The sequence below is a fragment of the Thorsellia anophelis DSM 18579 genome (assembly GCF_900111395.1).
GTDB lineage: Bacteria > Pseudomonadota > Gammaproteobacteria > Enterobacterales > Thorselliaceae > Thorsellia > Thorsellia anophelis.
Genome location: NZ_FOHV01000004.1, coordinates 155,135 through 176,995, shown reverse-complemented (window position 1 = coordinate 176,995; position 21,861 = coordinate 155,135). Strand labels below are relative to the sequence as shown.

Here is a 21,861-nt window from a genome sequence, read left to right as displayed (position 1 = left end):
ACTCGCTTAACTCTCCTATTTTTAAGGATAATTACTTATTATCAAAATGCTCACTATGATTAACACATATTTTCGCCTATAATTACCTAATTCAAAGCTATCTCTACACCAGTAGGCGATTTATTTCTTTTAGTCAAGTAAGAGTAAACCATGACAACACACCCTATATCGAATTCAACGCACAATAATCACCCAACATTAGAACAACTCACTGACAATTACTATGCTAATCGTTCAGTTTTGACGACCTGTGCATTACCCTATGCCAATGGACCAATTCATCTAGGTCACATGCTTGAGCATATTCAAGCTGATATTTGGGTGCGTTATCAAAGATTAAGAGGAACAGATATTCATTTTGTTTGTGCAGACGATACGCATGGCACCCCGATTATGCTAAGAGCTCAACAACTAGGTATCACACCAGAAGAACTCATTGCCAAAAGCCATGAAGAACATTTAAGAGATTTTAATGGATTTGATATAAGTTATGATAATTATCACTCAACTCACAGTGATGAAAATCGTTATTTCGCTGAACTTATCTACAAACGTTTAAATACTGCAGGTCACATAAAAACAAAAACAATTTCTCAGCTATTTGATACGGAAAAGAATCTTTTTTTACCAGATAGATTTGTTAAAGGGACTTGTCCTAAGTGTAAAGCAGAAGATCAATATGGTGATAACTGTGAAGTCTGTTCTGCAACTTATTCTCCTTCAGATTTAATTGAGCCAAGATCTGTCTTATCAGGATCTACACCCATAGAAAAAGAATCTGAACACTATTTTTTCGATCTGCCCGCATTTGAAGAGATGTTAGCAGAGTGGACTCGTTCAGGTACCCTTCAAGAACAAGTTGCTAATAAACTACAAGAATGGTTTGATGCAGGTCTGCAACAGTGGGATATCAGTCGTGATGCTCCCTATTTTGGTTTTGAAATTCCAGATGCACCTGGCAAGTATTTTTATGTATGGCTTGATGCCCCAATCGGTTATATGGGCTCATTCAAAAATTATTGTGATAAGTATCCAGAAAAGGCTAATTTTGATAAATTTTGGCAAGCAGGTTCTACAGCAGAGTTAATCCATTATATCGGTAAAGATATCGTTTATTTTCATAGCCTATTTTGGCCTGCAATGTTAAAGGGAAGTGATTTTCGTCTTCCTTCAAAATTAAATGTACACGGATATGTAACGGTTAACGGCGCTAAAATGTCTAAATCGAGGGGGACCTTTATCAAAGCTCAAACCTACCTTGAACATTTCAATGCTGATAGCTTACGTTATTATTACGCGTCAAAATTGAGTAACAGGATTGATGATATCGATTTAAACCTAGAGGATTTTATCCAAAAAGTAAATACAGATATCGTTAATAAAGTGGTTAACTTAGCGTCACGCAATGCCAGTTTTATTCTTAAACGCTTTAACAGTACTTTAGGAAGTGACATTGATGACCCTCAATTGCACAATACCTTCACTGCAGCTAGCAGTCAAATAGCCTTTTATTTTGAGAATAATGAAACAGCTAAAGCAGTTCGTGAAATTATGCAGCTTGCTGATTTAGCAAACCGCTATGTTGATGAAAATGCACCTTGGGTTTTAGCTAAGTCTGAAGAACCTAAAGACATCCAAAAACTACATGCGGTCTGCACAATGGGAATTGAGTTATTTAGGATCTTGATGATCTATCTAAAACCTATCTTGCCGGAATTAAGTAGTAAAGCTGAAGCTTTTTTACAAACAGCGCTTGATTGGGCATCAATCAATACCCCGTTGTTATCTCATCAAGTAGCACCATTCAAAGCTTTATTTGCTAGATTAGAAACTAAACAAGTGGAAACATTAATTGAAGCATCAAAAGAAGATGTAAAAGCAGAATCAGCAAGTGCACAATCAACTGATAAAGATAAAAATAAAGCTGGGCAAAAACATTCATCTGAATCAAAAAAATCTTCATCCTCAAGTAGCAACACGCCTGAAATAATTGATTTTAATGACTTTATTAAAGTTCAGTTAATGATAGCTAAAATTGAAGATGCACAATTTGTAGAAGGTTCAGATAAACTATTACAACTTACTCTAGATATTGGTGATACGAAACGAAATGTTTTTTCAGGGATCAGAAGCGCTTACCCAGATCCAACTAAATTAATCGGTAAACTCACTGTGATGGTTGCAAATCTCGCGCCACGAAAAATGCGTTTTGGAATATCGGAGGGAATGGTACTTGCTGCCGGCGCTGGTGGAGATGAAATCTTTTTACTCAGTCCTGATGATGGTGCAAAACCCGGCATGATTGTCTCTTGATAAAATGGAATAAGATAACTCAGTATAACATTATCATCCCATTTACGTTATACTATAGACAGTATGAATGGAATCAAACCTAGATAAAAAAGCGCATGATTGTTCAATCAATTATGCGCGTTGTTTTGAAACTGAACATAAAAAAATTTAACAGATAATGGTGAGTTCAATTTTTTAAATAAAGCGTAACCACTAATATAAGGATTTATCTGTAAAATATAATAATTTGTTCACACTAGCAACTGGATTTTGCGTAACAACTGCGCAAAATAATTTTTTCTTTTTTACTAAATGGTTTAATCGTGGCACAAAGAGACTATATTTCAAACAAAAATCGCCAAGTTCGCAATGGTAATAGGCGCAATACATCAGAAAAACACTATGCAGGTAAGTCACCCGTCATATTAATTGCTTTAATTGTATTGGTATTAGCAGTATTTATAGGTGGACTATACTTCATTATGAATAATGCACCTTCAGAAGAAGTTGAAAAACAAAGATTGCCTACCGCAAGCGATATTCCGCCGCCGCCAGAAGAGCGTTGGCAATATATCAGTAGCTTAGAAAGTAACAGTGCGCCTGTGACTAACAATGAGAATACTGTACAAAACCTAGAACAAGAGGCGCTTAATGCCTTAATTGCCCAGCAACTCGGCACAAATCCTCAAGACCAAACTGCTGGCCAAGGCTTACCTCAAGCTCAAGATAACGTGAACACCACAACTGGGCTTGCGCTCAATCCAAACGAACCTGTGCAACCTATTAATCAACCAGAACCTGCTACGTTGCAACCTATCTACACTGAACCGTTAGAACAGGCACCTGTAACTGATCAATCTGGTGTCACAGCTATTCCTCAAACAGATACAATTATAACCGATACTACGCCCATTATCCCAACAGGAACGCCTCCTGTCTCTGATACGCCTCAAACAGCTTCTACTCCTTCATTAGCTGATGAACAAGCTGCTCTTGAGAAAAAAAGAGCATTAGAACGTCAAAAAGAGCTTGAGTACCAATATCAATTAGAGCAACAAGCCCTGTTTAAAAAACAAGAGCAAGATAGGATAAAAGCAGAAGAGATCATTAAACAAAATAAACGAGAGGCTGAAAGGCTTGCACAGCAGCAAAATCGTCCCCAAACACAGCAGCCTCAGCAACAGCAACAGCAGCCTCAGGTTGCTGTCAATAACAGAAATAGTCAACCCGTTACTACTAATGCACCAGCAGCTGGATGGCAGCTTCAATGTGGTTCATTCCAAGATTCAAAACGCGCTGATGAAGTCAAGGCAACATTAGCATTTAAAGGTATCCAAGCAAGAGTTGTACCTGCTGGAAATTATAATCGAGTGATGATTGGACCTTTTAATAACCGTAACCAAGCAAGCGATGCCCAATCGCGTGCTAAATCAGCTGGTGCGCCAAGTTGTATTATTCTTGCGCCTTAAGACTTGAAAAATATAAATTCCCCCCAATATAGATCATAACTGCTTAAAGTAAAACGCACCTTGCAGTGCGTTTTTTTTTGCAAATTTTCTATACTTTAGCTAGAGCTTTCTAGCAAGAGTTCATTGACACCTATTGGTAAGGAGTAGCACTTGACTACAATCGTTGGCGTTAGAAGAAATGGACGTGTTGTGATTGGCGGTGACGGCCAAGCAACACTGGGCAATACTGTAATGAAAGGAAATGTACGAAAAGTCCGTCGTCTTTACCATGATAAAATTATCGCAGGATTTGCAGGGGGCACAGCTGATGCCTTCACTTTATTTGAGCGTTTTGAAGCAAAGCTTGAAATGCACCAAGGTCATCTAGTAAAAGCTGCTGTTGAAATGGCTAAAGATTGGAGAACAGATAGGATGTTAAGGCGCCTAGAGGCACTTTTAGCAGTAGCAGATGAAACATCTTCCTTAATTATTTCTGGTAACGGGGATGTAATACAACCAGAAGATGACTTAATTGCGATAGGTTCAGGAGGCGCATTTGCGCAAGCTGCCGCAAAAGCACTACTTGAAAATACTGAATTAGATGCAATGGAAATTGCTAAAAAAGCACTCACTATTGCTGGAGACATTTGTATTTATACCAACCACAATCATGTCTTTGAAGAAATCTTACCTAAATCATAGCTAGAGGCAATAACTGCTTATTTAGAAAACATTTAGTCAAATAATGCAATTTAAATGACATACAAGAAAGGAAATTACCATGTCGGAAATGACGCCTAGAGAAATAGTCAGTGAGTTAGATGCACACATAATCGGCCAACAAGAAGCAAAAAGAGCAGTTGCTATCGCGCTTAGAAATCGTTGGCGTAGGATGCAACTTGATGAAGCACTTCGCTATGAAGTCACCCCTAAAAATATTTTAATGATAGGCCCTACAGGTGTAGGTAAAACAGAAATTGCCCGTCGCCTAGCTAAGTTAGCTAATGCACCTTTCATAAAAGTTGAAGCCACAAAATTTACTGAAGTAGGTTATGTTGGTAAAGAAGTTGATTCTATCATTCGTGATTTAACAGATTCTGCAGTCAAAATGGTTAAATTGGCCGCAATTGAAAAAAATAGATTCCGTGCTCAAGAACAAGCTGAATCTCGCATTCTAGATGTGCTAATTCCACCAGCTAAAAATGAATGGGGGCAAACGACTGATGCTGATACGCAATCAACCGCCCGCCAAAGTTTTCGTAAAAAATTACGCGCAGGTGAGCTTGACGATAAAGAGATTGAAATTCAAGTAAGCGCTGCGCCAGTCGGAGTTGAAATTATGGCTCCTCCTGGTATGGAAGACATGACGAATCAACTTCAGTCTCTGTTTGAAAATATGGCTGGCGATAAGAAAAAACCTCGCAAAATGAAAATCAAAGATGCACTTGCTGTATTAGTTGACGAAGAGGCAGCCAAACTTGTCAACCCTGAAGAACTCAAACATCAAGCGATAGATTTAGTTGAGCAAAATGGAATTGTGTTCATTGATGAAATAGATAAAATCTGTAAACGTAGCGGTACTTCTGGTGCGGATATATCTAGAGAAGGTGTGCAAAGAGATTTATTGCCTTTAGTAGAAGGTTGTACTGTATCGACAAAGCATGGCATGGTCAAAACCGACCATATTCTCTTTATCGCATCAGGCGCATTCCAAGTTGCAAAACCTTCGGATATGATCCCTGAATTGCAAGGGCGTTTACCGATTCGTGTAGAGCTAAAGGCATTGACTGTAGATGACTTTGAAAGAATTTTAACAGAGCCTAATGCTTCACTGACGACTCAGTATAAAGCATTAATGGCAACTGAAGGCGTATCAATTGAATTTACTGCTGATGGTATAAGACGCATTGCACAAGCGGCTTGGCAGGTGAATGAAAGTACTGAAAATATTGGTGCCCGACGTCTTCAAACAGTATTAGAACGTCTTATTGAAGATGTTTCATTTGATGCGAGCGAAATGAGTGGCCAGAGTGTCACGATCGATGCTGAATATGTTGCTAAACACCTTGATGCTTTAGTTGATAACGAAGATCTTAGTCGTTTTATTCTCTAGCAGCTATTATCTATCTTCTCTTATCTATAGCTTTGATAAGAGAAGACTTTTAATTTTTCTCACTCACACTGACCTGCCATATGAACCTGCAAAGTAGCAAAGACTCTAAAAGCACTCTTCCATAAATAACGATGAATAACTAGGAATAATTGTCTTGAGCCTCTCTTTCAAAGCGCCCAGTAGCTTTGAAAGATGAACATTTGGCGTGTATCACTACATTGTTGATGAATTTAAATCACTCATTTTCAAAAATGAGTGTTCTCAATTTATTCAGGTATAGACAAATTGCCTTTACCCGAATAATTACCCTTTTTTACGCTAAAGCAGTGGCAATTCTTCTTTAAAGTCCTATACTAACTGATATTCATTAACACCTAATTATGAGACTTAAGCATGGTTAATTCAACAAATACTACGCAGTCCCCTATCCGCCCAGCTCAATTTTTTCAATCTGATGAACAAATCATCATTGAACCTCTACCGAACAGTGATATGGCTTTAAATGAATTAGAGATAAAAGCGGAGCCTGATTTGTTTGTTCCAAAAAAGCAATCTTTCGCAAAACGCCTTTTTGCCATAGCATGTTTACTGTTTGTCATAGCAGCAACTGTACAAAGTGGTTACCATATTTATTCTCAGTGGCTATCTAAGGCTTGGTTATCCATGCTGATTGATATTAGCTTGCTTGGAATCGGTTTGGCTGTTTTAAGCAGCATTATCAATGAATATTTTACGCTTAAAAAATTAAAACAGAGTTTAAATCTTCAGGCACGAGGATGCGAGTTATTTGAGTCAATGGAAGTAAATGACGAGGCGAAAGACTTTTGCTTAAGTATCGTGAAAAAAAATGGCCTAGGTGAAATGAACCATGAGTCACTTTCACCAAGTGTTAAGTATTGGTTGTCACAAATTAATGAAACCCATACTAACCAAGAGGTCATTACACTATTTGAACAATCTGTGATGATAACATTGGACAAAAAAGCGATGAAAGTAATTGAATCTCACATGACTGATTCAGCCTTGTTGGTCGCCCTTAGTCCGCTTGCGATTGTTGATATGTTATTTGTAGCCTGGCGTAATCTTCGAATGGTTAATCAGATAGCAGCCATCTATGGAATCGAACTTAATTATTTTGGGCGTATTCGTCTTTTAAAACACATTTTATTCAATGTTGCCTTTGTAGGCGGGGCTGAACTTATCACTGAACTTGGTAGTGAATTACTTTCACAAGATATCTTAGCTAAATTTTCGACTCGTGCAGCCCAAGGAATTGGTGCGGGTGTCTTAACTGCTCGGTTAGGTATCCAAACCATTAAATTGTGCCGCCCTATTCCGTTCATTCAATCTGCCCCTAAGTTAAGTCATTTAAGGCTTAATTTAATCAATAAAGTCAAAAATATGATTAAAACGGCACGCTAGAACGATTTAGTGAGGATCATTCTTTCTCATTCATACTCAAATTTGTTGCTAGCGTAAAAATTGAGTTAATGGTAGCTATAGTACATTTTTAACATTAGCGTTCGACCATTTTAACAATTGCAAAGGTAAATACAATCAATTCACCTACTATAAGTTTGATAATCGTTATAATTTAGCCTTCATCTTTAATGCGTTAGGTAAAACTGTTTGGTCATTTTACTTAACGTTAAAATGATTAATCATGATAAAGGCATGTTTTTATATCAACTAGCATATCTTTATTAGACATGTATTTTTACATTTTGTATATAAATCTCTCTTTTATCTGCTCGATAAAACCACACACCAAATAGTGATAATTTAAAAAAATATTTAGACTAGCATTTAAAATAATCATCCAAAACATCAACAACATAAAAAAAACAAACAAATCATAACGTTACTTTAAATATTCACATTAAAAAATAATGGCTAGTTCTATACTAAATCTATCTAAAAATTCTGCTACTTATTTTAAAACTAGATCCCCTCATTATGTAAGCACTATTATTTTTGCGTAATTTTACATATTTGAGCAGTTGGTCACACTCTTAGTAGCATAATTAACGATATGATAACTAGTATATTACATTTTTATATTACTCTTCCGTAAATACCATCCGTCGACAGATGGATACCCAAATGAGGTCTGACCATGAAAAAACAGTTACTAGCTTTATGTATTGCAAGCACAATTTCTATGCCCGCTTTAGCAGATCAAAGTGTTGAAGTTTTACATTGGTGGACAGCGGGTAGTGAAGCTGCTGCATTAAATGTACTTAAAACTAACTTAGAAAAACAAGGAATAACTTGGAATGATATGCCAGTTGCAGGTGGAAGTGGTGAAGCTGCGATGACCACAGTGAGAACACGTGTTATTTCAGGTAATCCACCTACTGCTGTACAGATGCAGGGGTTTGATATTACAAACTGGGCAAATGAGGGTGTACTTGCCGATATCAATGATATCGCAACGGCAGGCAACTGGGATACCGTAGTACCAACGGCTATTCAAGCTTTTTCTAAACATGATGGCAAATGGGTAGCAGCACCTGTTAATGTACACTCAACTAACTGGGTTTGGGCAAACAAGGCGGTAATGGATAAAGCTGGCATCACTGAGGTACCTGAAACATGGGATGACTTTATTAAAGCTGCCGAGAAAGTACAAGCTGCTGGATTCATTGCCCTAGCTCATGGTGGACAACCTTGGCAAGATGCAACGTTATTCGATGGTGTTGCTTTATCTACTGGTGGTGTAGAATACTATAGAAAAGCATTTGTTGAATTAGATCAAGATACATTAAAGTCAGCGACAACCGAAGAAGTATTCAAACGTATGGCACAACTACGTCAATTAGTTGATAAAGATTTTTCTGGGCGTGATTGGAATGTTGCATCAGGAATGGTGATAAATGAACAAGCCGCGTTCCAAATTATGGGAGATTGGGCAAAAGGAGAATTTATTTCTGCAGGTAAAGTCCCTAACCAAGATTTCTTATGTTTCAGACTACCCGGCACGCAAGGTGCAATTACCTACAATGCTGACCAATTTGTCATGTTCAAAGTCGGTGATGAATTTGTGGATGCACAGAAAAAATTCGCTGCCGCTGTTATGGACCCAAGTTTCCAAATTGCATTCAACAAAGTAAAAGGCTCAGTACCCGCACGTACTGATATCTCTGATAGCGAATTTGATGATTGTGCTAAAAAAGCGATGAAAGATTTAGTTGAAGCCAATACCAACAACACGTTATTGGGGTCTATTGCTCATGCACATGCTGTTCCCCCCTCTATCAAAAATGCCTTCTTTGACGTGATTACTCGTCATTTCAATGGGCAAATAGATGATAAAACCGCAGTTGAAGAGATGGCTATGGCTGCACAATAATTTAGTTTAGCTAAGTTAATTGTATCTTAAGGCATGGGATGTGACATGCCTTAATCAAAAACAATTGCTAAGGAGCATAACTTGAATAAAAACTTCCTCGCAAAATTGTTTTTATCACCTAGTGTGATTGTGACATTAGTTTGTGTTTACGGATATATTTTCTTTACCGCATTTCTGTCTTTTACCGCTTCAAAATCAATTCCCAATTTTACGTTTGTTGGCTTTGCTAACTATGAAAGATTGATGAAACTGGATTTGTGGTGGCTTTCAGTCAGTAATTTGGCAATCTTCGGCTCATTATTCATTTTATGTGCGCTTGTCTTAGGATTATTATTAGCCATATTAATTGATCAAAAAATTCGAGCTGAATCGCTTTTCCGTTCATTATTTCTCTATCCCCTCGCCTTATCACTTATTGTAACCGGTACGGCATGGAAATGGTTACTCGACCCTGGCGTAGGGATTGAGAACACCATTAGAACTCTTGGATTTGAAAGCTTCAATTTTGCTTGGATAAAGAGTAATGATCTGGCGATTTATTGTGTTGTGATTGCTGCTGTTTGGCAAACAACCGGATTTGTCATGGCAATGTTTTTAGCAGGGCTTCGCGGAGTTGATAGTGAACAAATTAATGCCGCAAAAATTGATGGTGCCCCCACATGGCAAATTTATTGGCGCATTATTATTCCTCAGCTAGGCCCCGTCTTCATCTCAGCATTCGTTGTAATGGCGCACATGGCAATAAAATCTTATGATCTTGTCATAGCATTAACCAATGGTGGACCAGGACGTTCAACTTGGTTGCCTTCTGTTTTTATGTATCAGTTTACCTATGCAAGAGATGAAATGGGCGTAGGTGCTGCAAGCTCAGTATTAATGTTACTTGCCACGGCAATCATTATTATTCCTTATTTGATTCGTGAATTAAGGCAGGCTAAAAATGACTAGCATACATTATCAAATTACAAGACCGAATCCTGCTCTTAAGTTGCTATTTAGGATATTAATTTATAGTACCTTGATTATTGCGGCACTATTTTTCATCATGCCGCTTTACATTATGATAGTCAATTCGTTAAAACCGCTTGCTGAGATTAGAAGTGGTAATTTGTTAACGCTCCCTGGTACTTTAACATTTCAGCCTTGGATAACAGCTTGGAGCGAAGCACAAATCGGGGTCAATGCCACAGGCTTAAAACCCTATTTTTTAAACTCATTTCTATTAGTTATCCCCTCTGTTGTTCTATCGACTTTGTTAGGCGCGCTCAATGGCTATATTTTAACTAAATTCAATTTCAAATGGGCACATTGGATTTTTGTAGCCATGCTATTCTCGGTCTTTATTCCTTTTCAAATCGTTTTGGTCCCTATGGCTACAACATTAGGATTTTTAGGATTAGCAGGTACCATTCAAGGATTGATATTTGTGAATGTTATCTATGGTATTGGGTTTACCACCCTCTTTTTTAGAAACTATTACGCCGCATTTCCTGATGAATTAATTAAATCTGCCAGAATGGATGGCGCAGGTTTTTTCCAAGTGCTTTGGCGTATTTTGTTACCAAATAGCACGCCAATAATAGTGGTAAGTGTAATTTGGCAATTTACAAATATCTGGAATGAATTTTTATTTGGGGTTTCATTTAGTGATTTTGACTCGTTTCCAATTACTGTAGCACTTAATAACCTGGTTAGTAGTAGTACCGGTGTAAAGGAATATAATGTTCATTTTGCAGCAGCGTTCATAGCCGCAGCGCCCACTTTACTTGTCTATATTATTTCAGGCAAATACTTTGTCCGGGGGCTGATGTCAGGTGCAGTAAAAGGATAAATATTAAATTAGATTAGATAACATAGGCTAACATAAAAAGAGTCGAATGGATTCTTATTGTTACCTGGCAGGCTTTAAATTAAATAACACTATATTAACGACATTTCATGCCATTAATTTACGTATAATAAGTTAGATTGATTAAGGGGACTTAGATGTCATCACTTACATTAAGCCACATTGAAAAGCAATTTGGACAAACACATATCCTACACGATATCTCAATTTCGATTGAGAAAGGTGAATTTTTAGTTTTAGTCGGCCCATCTGGTTGTGGCAAAAGCACGCTGATGAATATTATAGCTGGATTAGAACCACCTACCTCTGGTCAGGTAAAATTAGGGAATAGAGATATCACCGAGGTTCAACCGGCAGAACGTAATGTTTCGATGGTATTTCAATCCTATGCACTTTATCCAAATATGACCGTTCGGGATAATATCGCATTTCCACTTGAGATGCGCAAAATACCCAAGCTTGAGCGAATCGCAAAAGTGAATGAAGTTGCTAAACTACTTCAAATAGAACATCTACTAGATAGAAAACCTAAGCAACTTTCTGGTGGGCAAAGGCAACGTGTTGCTATCGGACGCGCTTTGGTAAGAGAACCTGAATTATATCTATTTGATGAGCCTTTATCTAATCTAGATGCTCAGCTTCGTGTAGATATGAGAATCGAAATTAAAAAATTACATCAAAGACTTAACGCTTCAATTGTGTATGTTACGCATGACCAGATTGAGGCTATGACACTTGCAACCAGAATTGCAGTTATGAAAGGCGGTGTTTTGCAACAATTAGGCACCCCTTATGAAGTCTATAATGAACCTGCGAATACATTTGTGGCAAGTTTCATGGGCTCGCCGAGAATGAACTTAATTGAAAGTACCATCATTGAAATGAATCAAGCACTCCATATATCAGTGACACCTTTAGCCTCTGCAGAATCATCAGCGATGGTTCATCCTGAAGCAGTAGTCTTTAAAATCCCTGAAAATCGGATTTCACCTGTCTTAAAATCATATATTGGCAAGCCTATTTTAGCAGGTATTAGAGCTGAAGCTATTATTCTAGCAGATTCAAATGGTGCTAATCGTCCTACGAGTGAAGGCAGTTTGAGCAATGATAACTTAATCAACCAAACTACTGTTCATGAGAACAATCCAAAAGCTAAAGACTCAATGTTTGAATTCACTGGAAGAGTCGAGATGCTAGAAACAACAGGGGCTGATACATTTGGGATTGTGCTGATTAATGGGCAACCATTGTCTGTAAGATTAGAACCAAATGTTGATTTAAAAATCGGCCAAACAGCACGTTTCACATTAGATTTATCAAATTTAGTTTGTTTTGATCCTCAATCGACTTCTAAGATTTAATATCGCTTGATGGCAAGTTTCGCAAAATAAGATGTGTAATAAAATTAACTATGCGGTGCTTGCCAGTTATTACCTTAACCTCTCTACTTATTAATAGCTGATTTTTTAAGCTTAGGTTCCCTTACTGAGAAAGAAGCTACTTTTACCATAACTCGTATTCTGCCTTTTCATCCATAGTTTCTATTTTTTTAACCTTCACCCCGTGTCCCATCAATACAATTTAACGATAGAAAAAAGGAATAAAAAAACGGTAAGTAGAAAATGCCCCTACTTACCGTTAAATTAATGCTGCGATTTTATAGACTTAAATCTAAATTCACACTTGTATTATTGGCTTAGTTAAAATGCGTATTTCACACCTAAATGTCCACTGATACTATCACCGCTAGCGCCATCAATTTGTCTATTATAATCAACACCAAGGAATAGCTGCCAGTCAATTTCAGGCTCATAAGCAACCCCTACACCAAACTGTACTTTACTGCCACCTTGATTCGTTTCAATACTCATAGGATTTTGTCCATCTAAATCACTTACTATCATTTTAGAATCATAGTCAAATGTCTTCCAATAATTAAATCGAACAAAACTATCAACAGGGCGACCTTCATCTGTCAAATCATGATGCGCTAAACGTGCTCCTAATCTTCCTGTAAAGCTATTATCCGCATCAGGTGTAAACCTGCTAAACTCATCTTGGCTTGCATCTAATTTAATGTGCTGGTAAATGAGCTGCGCCTGTGGTTCTAGCTTCCAATTTTCATCTATATGCCAAGGATAACCGACTTCGCCAGATAGAAGCAATCCATATCCACCAGATGAAACACGTTGTCCAAATCTAGATTTGCCATCTAAACCAGTATATCTTGAATATTGTCCAACAACATCGAGATATGCTTGTTTTTCATTAGTACGTGTATAATAAAGCCCACCACTAATAGAATCCAATGAACTTGTCCCAATTTTATTTTGCAATGCACCTTTTACATCATTTTTGCTATTTGCATAGCTTAAATAAGCGCCTGCTAAATTGCGAATATTATCCTCATCTGTTTTTTCATAAAAATCAAAACCGACTTGCAAACCTTTAATATCATAATCATAATCTGCACCATTCTTCAATTGATTATCAACACCTTGTCCATTTTTGACGTCACCTGATTCACCTAATAATCGGATCCATGGTGTATGAGGTTGAAGCTCCTTATGGTACATTGTACTTGTGTTAGCACCCACTCTATCATGATAAGTGCCAAGCGTTAATAGCCCTAATTGTCCCGTAATAGCATTAAAATTTCTGGCGATATCAATTTCATCTCTCAGTCCTTCATTTTTATCACTGCGAAGGAACCAATCCTCACCTGTTCCATCTAATTTCCCATGCTCTAGGTAATAATTATAGAGATTATCAACAACAACTCGTCCACCTTTTAATTTAAATGCATCATCACCGGTTTCTACAGCGTTCGTATCTGCATCTACAACTTTGATACCATCCTTAGTTGTTAAATCTCCCTTACCATTTTTATTTCTAATCTCTAGGATAGTAGTGCCTTGCGGCGGCTTAGACGAATTAGTCAAAGTGATTTTATCAGTGATCGAATCATCATTACCAAGCTTTGTATATAGAACAATTGTCCCTGTACCATCGTTTACAAGTTCATCAATTTCTAAATCCCGTCCATCCCAATTAGGATCAGAAGGATCAATAAATCCAGCTGTGCCATTTTCCGATAGAATCAGTTTTCCGATATTTGAGTCATCTGTAATTTGCCAATTTGGGTGATTCCCCGGCGCATTAGGTCCTTTAATATTCACTTCACCTAAATCACGAATAGTGCCAGTTATAGTTCCACCGCTAACTAATTTTAATTTTGTATTGCTATCATCCCCATCACCGACAATATTTGTAATAATATTTCCATTTTTGGTATCAGTCTCGGTATTATTAGAGCCATCAATTATGAGCGTACCATTGTGGGTAATCTGAGTATCGCCTTCAAATTCCGTTAAATTACCACTAAGAGTCAGCTCTCCAGAGTTGTCAGGATCTAATGTTCCTTTTATTACTAAATCTATACTGCCTTTAATCGAACCATTATATTCAGTATCTTTGTTATTCACTAAACTCAATTTGCCATCAGAGGATTCAATGACAATAGCTGGAGGCTCAGTGTGCAATTTATCAGGATCAGAGCCTTGCAAATTATTAAGCGTTTGATCCGTGCCGTCTGCTATCTTTAACGTAGCATTATCTTGAATGATTACTTCTGCACTATCATCAATAAGATCATCTTCTAGACCTAAAGTCAATGTGCCATCAATAATTTCTGTCTTGCCCTGATAGGAATTACTCACATTAGTAAGTATCAATTCACCATCACCATCTTTAACAAGTCCACCATCGCCAGAAATTTCACCATTAAATTCGGCTGAATTATTAATGTCAACAACATCAATTGTATTATCGTCACGATTTCCTAAAAATAGGTTGCGATCTGTTTCAAACGGTCCTTGACCTTTTATTTCCAAAGTAGATTGGCCACCGTTAGTAGGATCTTTACTACCTAGATGGATGTCTCCGACATCACCAAAATCCGTATCCTTATTCCCTAAATTCTGATCCTGACTAATGACAAGGGTGCCCTCATCAATATAAGTATCCCCTGTATAAGTGTTATTTTCTGATAACTCAAGTATCCCTTCACCTGATTTAGTAAGTGTTTTACCATCCCAGGTAATTTGCTGTCCTTTCTCATCCAATATAGGATTACCATCTTGGTCTAAAATAACAAATTCTGTTCCACCATTAGTAAAATCCGTTCTATCTTCTAGTATTTTATCAACATTAAAGCTATTGCCTGATCCTAAGAAAAATGTCCCAGTGCTTCTATCATTGCCACCTTCAATCCAAGCAAGTTCTGGTTTATCTATGACATAAATTTGCTGACCATCATCACCCGTTTCCAAACCATCATTAAACACTAAAAACCCTCCCCGTTTTGGAGTTAGGTAATGAGTTTGTGAAACATCAGCATCAAATTCACCTGTAATTGTATTTGCCGAAATTAATTTATATTTAATACCTGCTAAATCAGTTGCCTTGACGAACCTTAAACCATCCTTACAATCTGTATCATCCACTGATTCTTCACAAAGCACCCTTGCAAAACCAAGTAAAGTTAGTTCCCCACCTAAAACAGCTTCATCCGCTATAATATCCGCTACATTTACATTGTTATTATTCAGATCAAGCGTTACACCAAGAGCAGAGCCTGTTTCTTGGGTAAATTTTCCTTTCACTTCAAGGTAGGTGTTCTCCCCAACTAAATTGGTTGTAGAGCCTGTTTTTGTGGTAAAATCACCTTCAACGATAAATGTATCGGGTTTGTCTATTTCTGTATTATTAGAACTAATTTCGAATATAGATTCATCTGTGCCAGAACCTACATTAACATTCCCAACTGTTGACCCATTATTGTAGTTAAAGTCTAATTTTCCACCACCCACTACATTTAATGTAGAGCTAGAAGCACCATTTAGCAAGCCTGAGTACTCACTGACTTTAGATTCTTTGGTTATAAAATTAAGGTTAGTATTTGCATCAAGCTTAATATCACCTAAGAAACTGTCTGCAGAAGTAATTAATCCCCCACCTTGCACATGCCAATCTAAAGCCGTATTGCCGCTTAGCGATAAATCGCCTGCACCTAATTTATCAACTGTACCATTTGAAAACGAGCCATCAGCATTCTCTAATCCTAAAACATCACCTTTTAAAATAACCTGGGTATCAGCTGCTTGATTCAAATTTGCATCAACATCAAAAATCAAGCGACCAGCATTAAATATGTGGCTATTTAAATATTCAGCATCATTTTTAAAATTGAATCTTAATGTCCCATCTTCAATTGTAACCTCTGATACATCAGTTTCTAAAATTGAACCAGGGTTGGGACCAATATTAATTTGACCATCTACTGTCAGGGTACCTTCACCTGATTTAGTAAAGCCATTCTCAGCAGTTATATAATAAGCTAAAACTACTTCATCTTCTTTTTCTGATACTTCGATTGTTTTGTTAGTTCCTAATATTGTTATTTCTCTGTTTAATTCTATTTTATCTGCAGAGTCATTATTAGTAGCAATCTTTAATTTTGCGGTTTTTGAATCATTTTCATACTCTTCCCCTAATACGACACCTGGATTGAAAGGACCTAAAATTTGACCCAAATTACCATCATCGCTTATCGTCAAAGTACCTTCATATATTAAGGTTTCACCTGAATACTCATTTTGTTCAGAAAGAACGAGTTCACCAGCTCCAGTCTTGATAAGAGTTTTACCATCCCATGAATTAAAGTTTTCAGTACTTCTATCTTTTAAAACAACATCTATTTCAAATCCTGTATCACCGACGATATTAAAGGTGCCATTAGCGCGCTCTACATCACCATAATTCCAAGCTAAATTAATGTTATCAATATCAAAGGTAAATTTGCCATCCTCATTCGCTACTTCGGAGGCAGAATAAAAATAAACTAAATAACTTGGTAATTTACTATCTAGCGGATGCGTACGTGATGGGTCCTTGAATCCACCTTGATTCGCTTGTAACCCTGCAATATTTATCTTATTATCAGATTGCATAAGTGTATAGTTAACATCATCAAGTTCTGTGGCTCTAGCAAATCTACTTGCTACATTTTCATCACAGCTCTCACTGTTTACGGCCTCTTCACACCCATTAACCCTTTGAAAACCAAGTACATTTATACTACCAGCAAGTGAAATATCGTTTGCTGTGATATCTGCTTTACCTCTGGAGTTATTATCAAGATTTAACATCACGTTTAGCACGGAATCAGCTTCTTGCGTAAACGTCCCGCCAACATTCAGGTAAGAGTTGGTATTTTCTAATTCCGTTGTTGCGTTTGATTTGATTGTGAAATCAGTTTGAACCTCGAGTGCTTTTTCACTTGCAGGATCATTATTACCAATATAGAAAGTTGTTTGAGACGTCCCATCACCAATAACCACATTCCCTAAAGTAGACTCTGTATTGCTGTCAAAACGTAATGCGCCATTACCAACAACATTCAAGGTAGAAGATGCATCACCTAAAATAATGCCTGAGTACTCTGTCGCATTACTTGCACGGGTTAAACTATTAGGTGATTGATCAAAGGTTAAGAAAGTATCAGCATTAAGTTTTATATCACCAGTAAAGCGTGAAGCTTCAGTGATTAAACCGCCTTCTTCAACTAACCAATTTCTGTCAGATGTTCCTTTTAAGGTGAGTGCACCTGTACCAGTTTTAAATAATGTAGGCACAAATGCATAATTCGCTGCAATGATCGGATCATCAGCAACCGCACGGAATTTTTTTTCTGTGATATTACCTGCAAAGCTTGAATCAGTATCTTGATCAAAGATAGCCTTGCCTTGATTATATAAATCACCTTTTAATTCGCTCGTATCGCCTTTAAACGTCAATGTCCCCTCAATAACTTCAGTGTCTCCATCATAGTCCATCACTTTATGATTTGATGGATCGCTATCAGTTGCATCAGGTGCTAAAACAAGGTGTCCTTTTCCTGTTTTCATCAATCCACTGTTTCTTTCAAAACGTAGAATGGAACCAGAAGGTGGCGCATTTTGATCCACTAAATTACCATCAACATCCGCCCAAAGAGCACGCTTCGCTTCTGGTGGTGGCGCACTTTGATTTGCAACTAATGTGCCATTTGGGAGATACCATTTTGCTGTATCAAACCGAACGGAATTTGTTATATTCCCTTTAAACGTCGCAGTATTATCTTCTTCAATAACATTGATCGTATTATTATCACTTCTACCAAGTACTAACTCTCTACTTGAACTACCTTGGCTATCAAATTCAGTGCCAGCGATTTCTAAAATAGAGCCAAAACTCGTTAAGCCATTGCCTAGATTTAAAGAGCCCACACCTAACGCACCTAAGTTTTGATCACGCGTTATACGTAAGCGTCCTGCATTAATATTAGTATCGCCGGTATAGGTATTATCTGCTGAAAGAACAAGCAATCCTTGACCTTTTTTCGTTAATGTCTTGCCATCCCAAAGTCCATAATCAGATTCAAATAAACCATCTTCATTACGTTTAATATCATCAGCAGCTCTATCAGCAAGTACGGTATCCACTTCAAATGACTCACTACGTGGCTCGATAGTGAAATCACCTGTAATACTCGGTAAATCGCCCTTATAATCCCATGAAAGGCTCAAGCTACTTAATACATACTCCTGTGCATTTACAGAAGTATCCTTAACACCGACTTCTTCTAAATCTGAATCTGCATCGATTAAGCAATTTGTTGTCACATTAACATTACAATTAATGATTCTGCCTTCACCACCCGTTAAATAATCAACGAACGCAGCAGGACGATTATTATTCGCAAATACTGCTTTTAAATTATCTTGAGTGTCATCTTCATCTGCAACAAAATCCCCACCAATAAACCCATCACTGGTATGAATGAGCGTAAATTGAGTATCTTCTATTTCCGATGATTTTAAAATCGTTTCAGGATCTTGTGTAGATGCCACCCCCGTCACTGAAAGTAATGCACCGCGAATATCGACTTTCCCTTCAGCGTAGATTTCAGGGCGTTCACCGCCACCAGCAATGATATTGAGTGTTGCACGATCCCCATCAAGGCTAGGATCATAATCAGTACCGGGGTTATCTTTACCCGCTAAAATAAAATCACCTGAACCTGGTATATAGATGCCTTCAGGGTGTTCCACCGTCGTAAAATCAATGTATTGTTTTTGGATGCGCAAGAAGGTGGCTGCATTTGATATCGCCGTCGTTGCACCAGCTTGTGTTTGATAATTTCCCTGTACTACCATCACATTAGGGTTATAACTATCAACTAATGGATTATATTTCTCATCAACTCGCCAATCGAGCGTGCCTGCTTTGACGTTCACGTTCAATTGCTGCTGTAAGAGCTCAGGTTCACCAATATCACTTAAGGTCAAATTTGGATTGATTAAAACTGTTCGGCCATCACCGGTTTTTATCAACGTTGAATTCACCCCATAAGCTTGGTTTCCTGTGAGGGTGCCTGTCAGCCCTCCTAAACTTTTATCTTTTGTGGTGGGTTCAAATTGCCCGTTAAATATCACTTCATCCTCTAACGGATCGTTGATACCAGGCGCCCCGATAATAGAATTTTGATTGAGCACGACAGTCGAACCAGTACCCATGCCATTTGGGTTGTCTTTAGCAAGTTGATTGATAGCAGCTTGCCACTCCTCGACAGTTGAATTTATATCTAAACCGAGCATTTCTATTTGCCACATATCATCAGGGTTTTTAAGATCAAATTCACTTAGAACAAAATTAGCCTGTGATGAAACATACTTTTTATTGCCATCACCATAGATATCCAGTAATTTTGCCCCATACACACCATCATAGCTACCTCTGATGCCTTGATCATCTAGCATACTAATATCAAAGGGTAATTTAGAATTATTGCCTGCATAACCACTATTTAACGTCAAGGTTGAGTTCAGTACATCCAAAATGATATCTTTATCAGTATAACCATACATATTGACATTTGATCTAACTATGGTTTCAGAATCTTGCCTGTCACCAAAACGAATAGCGGCCATTTTTTTGTAATCAAAACCATTTTCTGGTTTTCTAAGGTCTTCTGAAGTCATATTATTGAAATCATAATAGATGTCTCCATAAAAACTATTATCACCAGAAAATTGAATGGTAGAATCTACGGCAACTAAGAAATCACCTTTTAAATTTCTTATCCCGTCATTACTTTTAAAATCTAGCTTTGTTTTGATATCAAGATATGTATCGCCTTCATAACTCAGTTCACCACCTAATTCATAAATAGTTTCAACACCTTCTCTTCCACCACCACTACCATAATAGATACCGCCTTTTCCAGATATGTCGCCTGAAAGAATATATTTTCTATCACTGCCATTTGTGTAACTATCAAACTTTAATAATGTATTTGTATTTTTGGTGACAAAATCATGCGTTCCAGTACTGTTTGCAACACTGTTTGCAACAGAAAATTCTAATATACCTAAATTTTTACCTGCATAATTTAAACCATAAGAATCACCTAATGATGCATCAATATCAAACACCACGCTGCCTCTTTGCCCAGGAGTGAGATATCCCAAACTATTAGAACCTGATATTTTTAACGTACCACCATAAATATTCCACTGGCCGATATAGGCATAATTATCGTCCGTAATGCTAACTGTACCATTGCCACTTTTTCCATCACTGTTGAGCGCGTTAGCATCACCTTTATTAATGTTCATGACACGCGTCGCTTTACCGTCAATAATCGTGTTGTCATTGGCAGTGGTAAACTGGTTAAATTTAAAATGACCTGACCTGAATATAAGAGAATCATTATTTAACGCATTGAAATAAATATTTTGTCCTGCGAGTTTTACGCCCTGTTCATCACCCAAAACTTTTTGATGACTATCACTTGAAGATCCAACCGTATCACTCACAGTGATTTGGCTATAATTACCTAAAGTGATGGTTTTAAGATTTTGACGTAACGAGCCATTGATCAAGGTATTGAGCTCAATGGTTGAAAGCGCGTTTTCCTCACCTTCTACTAAGATATTGCCTGCAAAGATGTGGCCAGTTCCAGAGCCTTCCATGGCATGACGTAATCTTGCCCCTTTTTCAATCACTAATGTTCCTAGTGGGTTACCACGTTGATTATTACTTGGATTGATAATTGGCTTATCCAGAATTAATGTTTTATCTGTACCTGACAATAAATAAAAATCCGTTGCAATACCAGTTTTGATTACGACCTGTTCACCCGCGGCATTAACCCAGTTACCGAATGTGCCCCAATTCCCGATTCCTGTGTCATTTTCACCTACAAAACAATAGGTGTAAGTCCTCGTTGTCGGTCCGCACTCTGCAGCCTGCGCTTCAGTAAATAAGCCAAAATTAATTCCCATTCCCAAAGCCGTAAGGGTTAATAGCCGTAAGAGTGAAAGGCGAAATGGCATCTGAATTAGTTGGGTAATAGATGCAGATTTATCGACAAGTGAACTACTGGATTTGCCTTTTGATTGAGCGAGTTCTGAGACAGCTTGAAAAATTCCTAGTGATTTATTAAATACAATTCGGTAAACTTTATTCATAATTATTTTCCCTTGAAAGTCGCTCATTTCAAAATGAAAAGAGATCGCTTCTAACGTCCTTCTATTCCTAACGGTGAATAAAACATAATATTAAATAAAAAATGCTATTTTTGTGCTGATTACATCGTCAAATCTTGTTTCAATACGAGCAAATCACTAAAAATATTACAAAGTATGTCCTTGTAATACTTCTCTTAGGCATTCTTAATCGCTGTAAAACATTAAAAAACAAA

The 21,861-nt window shown here is 37.4% G+C and carries 10 protein-coding genes; 9 read left to right on the top strand and 1 reads right to left on the bottom strand.

What is annotated here, in order from left to right:
* Positions 1-150: 150 nt before the first annotated feature.
* The 9 genes from metG to BMW37_RS03710 all read left to right on the top strand — a co-directional run bounded on the left by metG (position 151) and on the right by BMW37_RS03710 (position 12,415).
* Complete coding sequence (gene metG / locus BMW37_RS03750) at positions 151-2,313, top strand: methionine--tRNA ligase (RefSeq protein ID WP_093317909.1); 2,163 nt, start codon at positions 151-153, stop codon at positions 2,311-2,313.
* A gap of 302 nt (positions 2,314-2,615) precedes the next feature.
* On the top strand, positions 2,616-3,761 hold the full coding sequence (locus tag BMW37_RS03745; RefSeq protein WP_093317908.1) for an SPOR domain-containing protein: 1,146 nt from the start codon (positions 2,616-2,618) through the stop codon (positions 3,759-3,761).
* 150 nt (positions 3,762-3,911) lie between these two features.
* Positions 3,912-4,442 carry an ATP-dependent protease subunit HslV gene (gene hslV / locus BMW37_RS03740; protein ID WP_093317907.1) on the top strand — a complete coding sequence of 177 codons (531 nt, stop codon included), beginning with the start codon at positions 3,912-3,914 and terminating at the stop codon, positions 4,440-4,442.
* A 79-nt stretch (positions 4,443-4,521) separates the two neighbouring features.
* Positions 4,522-5,853: an ATP-dependent protease ATPase subunit HslU gene (hslU, locus tag BMW37_RS03735; protein ID WP_093317905.1), complete on the top strand. Its 1,332-nt coding sequence runs from the start codon at positions 4,522-4,524 to the stop codon at positions 5,851-5,853.
* A gap of 393 nt (positions 5,854-6,246) precedes the next feature.
* Positions 6,247-7,275, top strand: a complete 1,029-nt coding sequence (locus BMW37_RS03730; protein ID WP_093317904.1) for a YcjF family protein — start codon at positions 6,247-6,249, stop codon at positions 7,273-7,275.
* Between the two features lie 694 nt (positions 7,276-7,969).
* On the top strand, positions 7,970-9,205 hold the full coding sequence (locus tag BMW37_RS03725; protein WP_093317902.1) for an ABC transporter substrate-binding protein: 1,236 nt from the start codon (positions 7,970-7,972) through the stop codon (positions 9,203-9,205).
* 81 nt (positions 9,206-9,286) lie between these two features.
* Positions 9,287-10,153: a carbohydrate ABC transporter permease gene (locus BMW37_RS03720; RefSeq protein WP_093317901.1), complete on the top strand. Its 867-nt coding sequence runs from the start codon at positions 9,287-9,289 to the stop codon at positions 10,151-10,153.
* The gene (locus tag BMW37_RS03715) at positions 10,146-11,036 is read left to right on the top strand and encodes a carbohydrate ABC transporter permease (RefSeq protein ID WP_093317900.1); all 891 of its coding nucleotides are present in this window, start codon (positions 10,146-10,148) and stop codon (positions 11,034-11,036) included. The genes BMW37_RS03720 and BMW37_RS03715 overlap by 8 nt, the downstream gene beginning before the upstream one ends.
* A gap of 155 nt (positions 11,037-11,191) precedes the next feature.
* Entirely contained in the window at positions 11,192-12,415 is a 1,224-nt protein-coding gene (locus BMW37_RS03710; protein WP_093317898.1) for an ABC transporter ATP-binding protein, read from the top strand.
* A gap of 339 nt (positions 12,416-12,754) precedes the next feature.
* Here BMW37_RS03710 and BMW37_RS03705 read toward each other — a convergent pair whose 3' ends face one another.
* Positions 12,755-21,628, bottom strand: a complete 8,874-nt coding sequence (locus tag BMW37_RS03705; RefSeq protein ID WP_177168567.1) for an autotransporter outer membrane beta-barrel domain-containing protein — start codon at positions 21,626-21,628, stop codon at positions 12,755-12,757.
* Positions 21,629-21,861 lie beyond the last annotated feature (233 nt).

What these genes read in the sequence shown, in the direction of transcription:
- metG (WP_093317909.1), top strand. Translation starts at nt 151, where the DNA reads ATGACAACACACCCTATATCGAATTCAACGCACAATAATCACCCAACA.
- hslU (WP_093317905.1), top strand. Translation starts at nt 4,522, where the DNA reads ATGTCGGAAATGACGCCTAGAGAAATAGTCAGTGAGTTAGATGCACAC.
- BMW37_RS03730 (WP_093317904.1), top strand. Translation starts at nt 6,247, where the DNA reads ATGGTTAATTCAACAAATACTACGCAGTCCCCTATCCGCCCAGCTCAA.
- BMW37_RS03725 (WP_093317902.1), top strand. Translation starts at nt 7,970, where the DNA reads ATGAAAAAACAGTTACTAGCTTTATGTATTGCAAGCACAATTTCTATG.
- BMW37_RS03715 (WP_093317900.1), top strand. Translation starts at nt 10,146, where the DNA reads ATGACTAGCATACATTATCAAATTACAAGACCGAATCCTGCTCTTAAG.
- BMW37_RS03710 (WP_093317898.1), top strand. Translation starts at nt 11,192, where the DNA reads ATGTCATCACTTACATTAAGCCACATTGAAAAGCAATTTGGACAAACA.
- BMW37_RS03705 (WP_177168567.1), bottom strand. Translation starts at nt 21,628, where the DNA reads ATGAATAAAGTTTACCGAATTGTATTTAATAAATCACTAGGAATTTTT.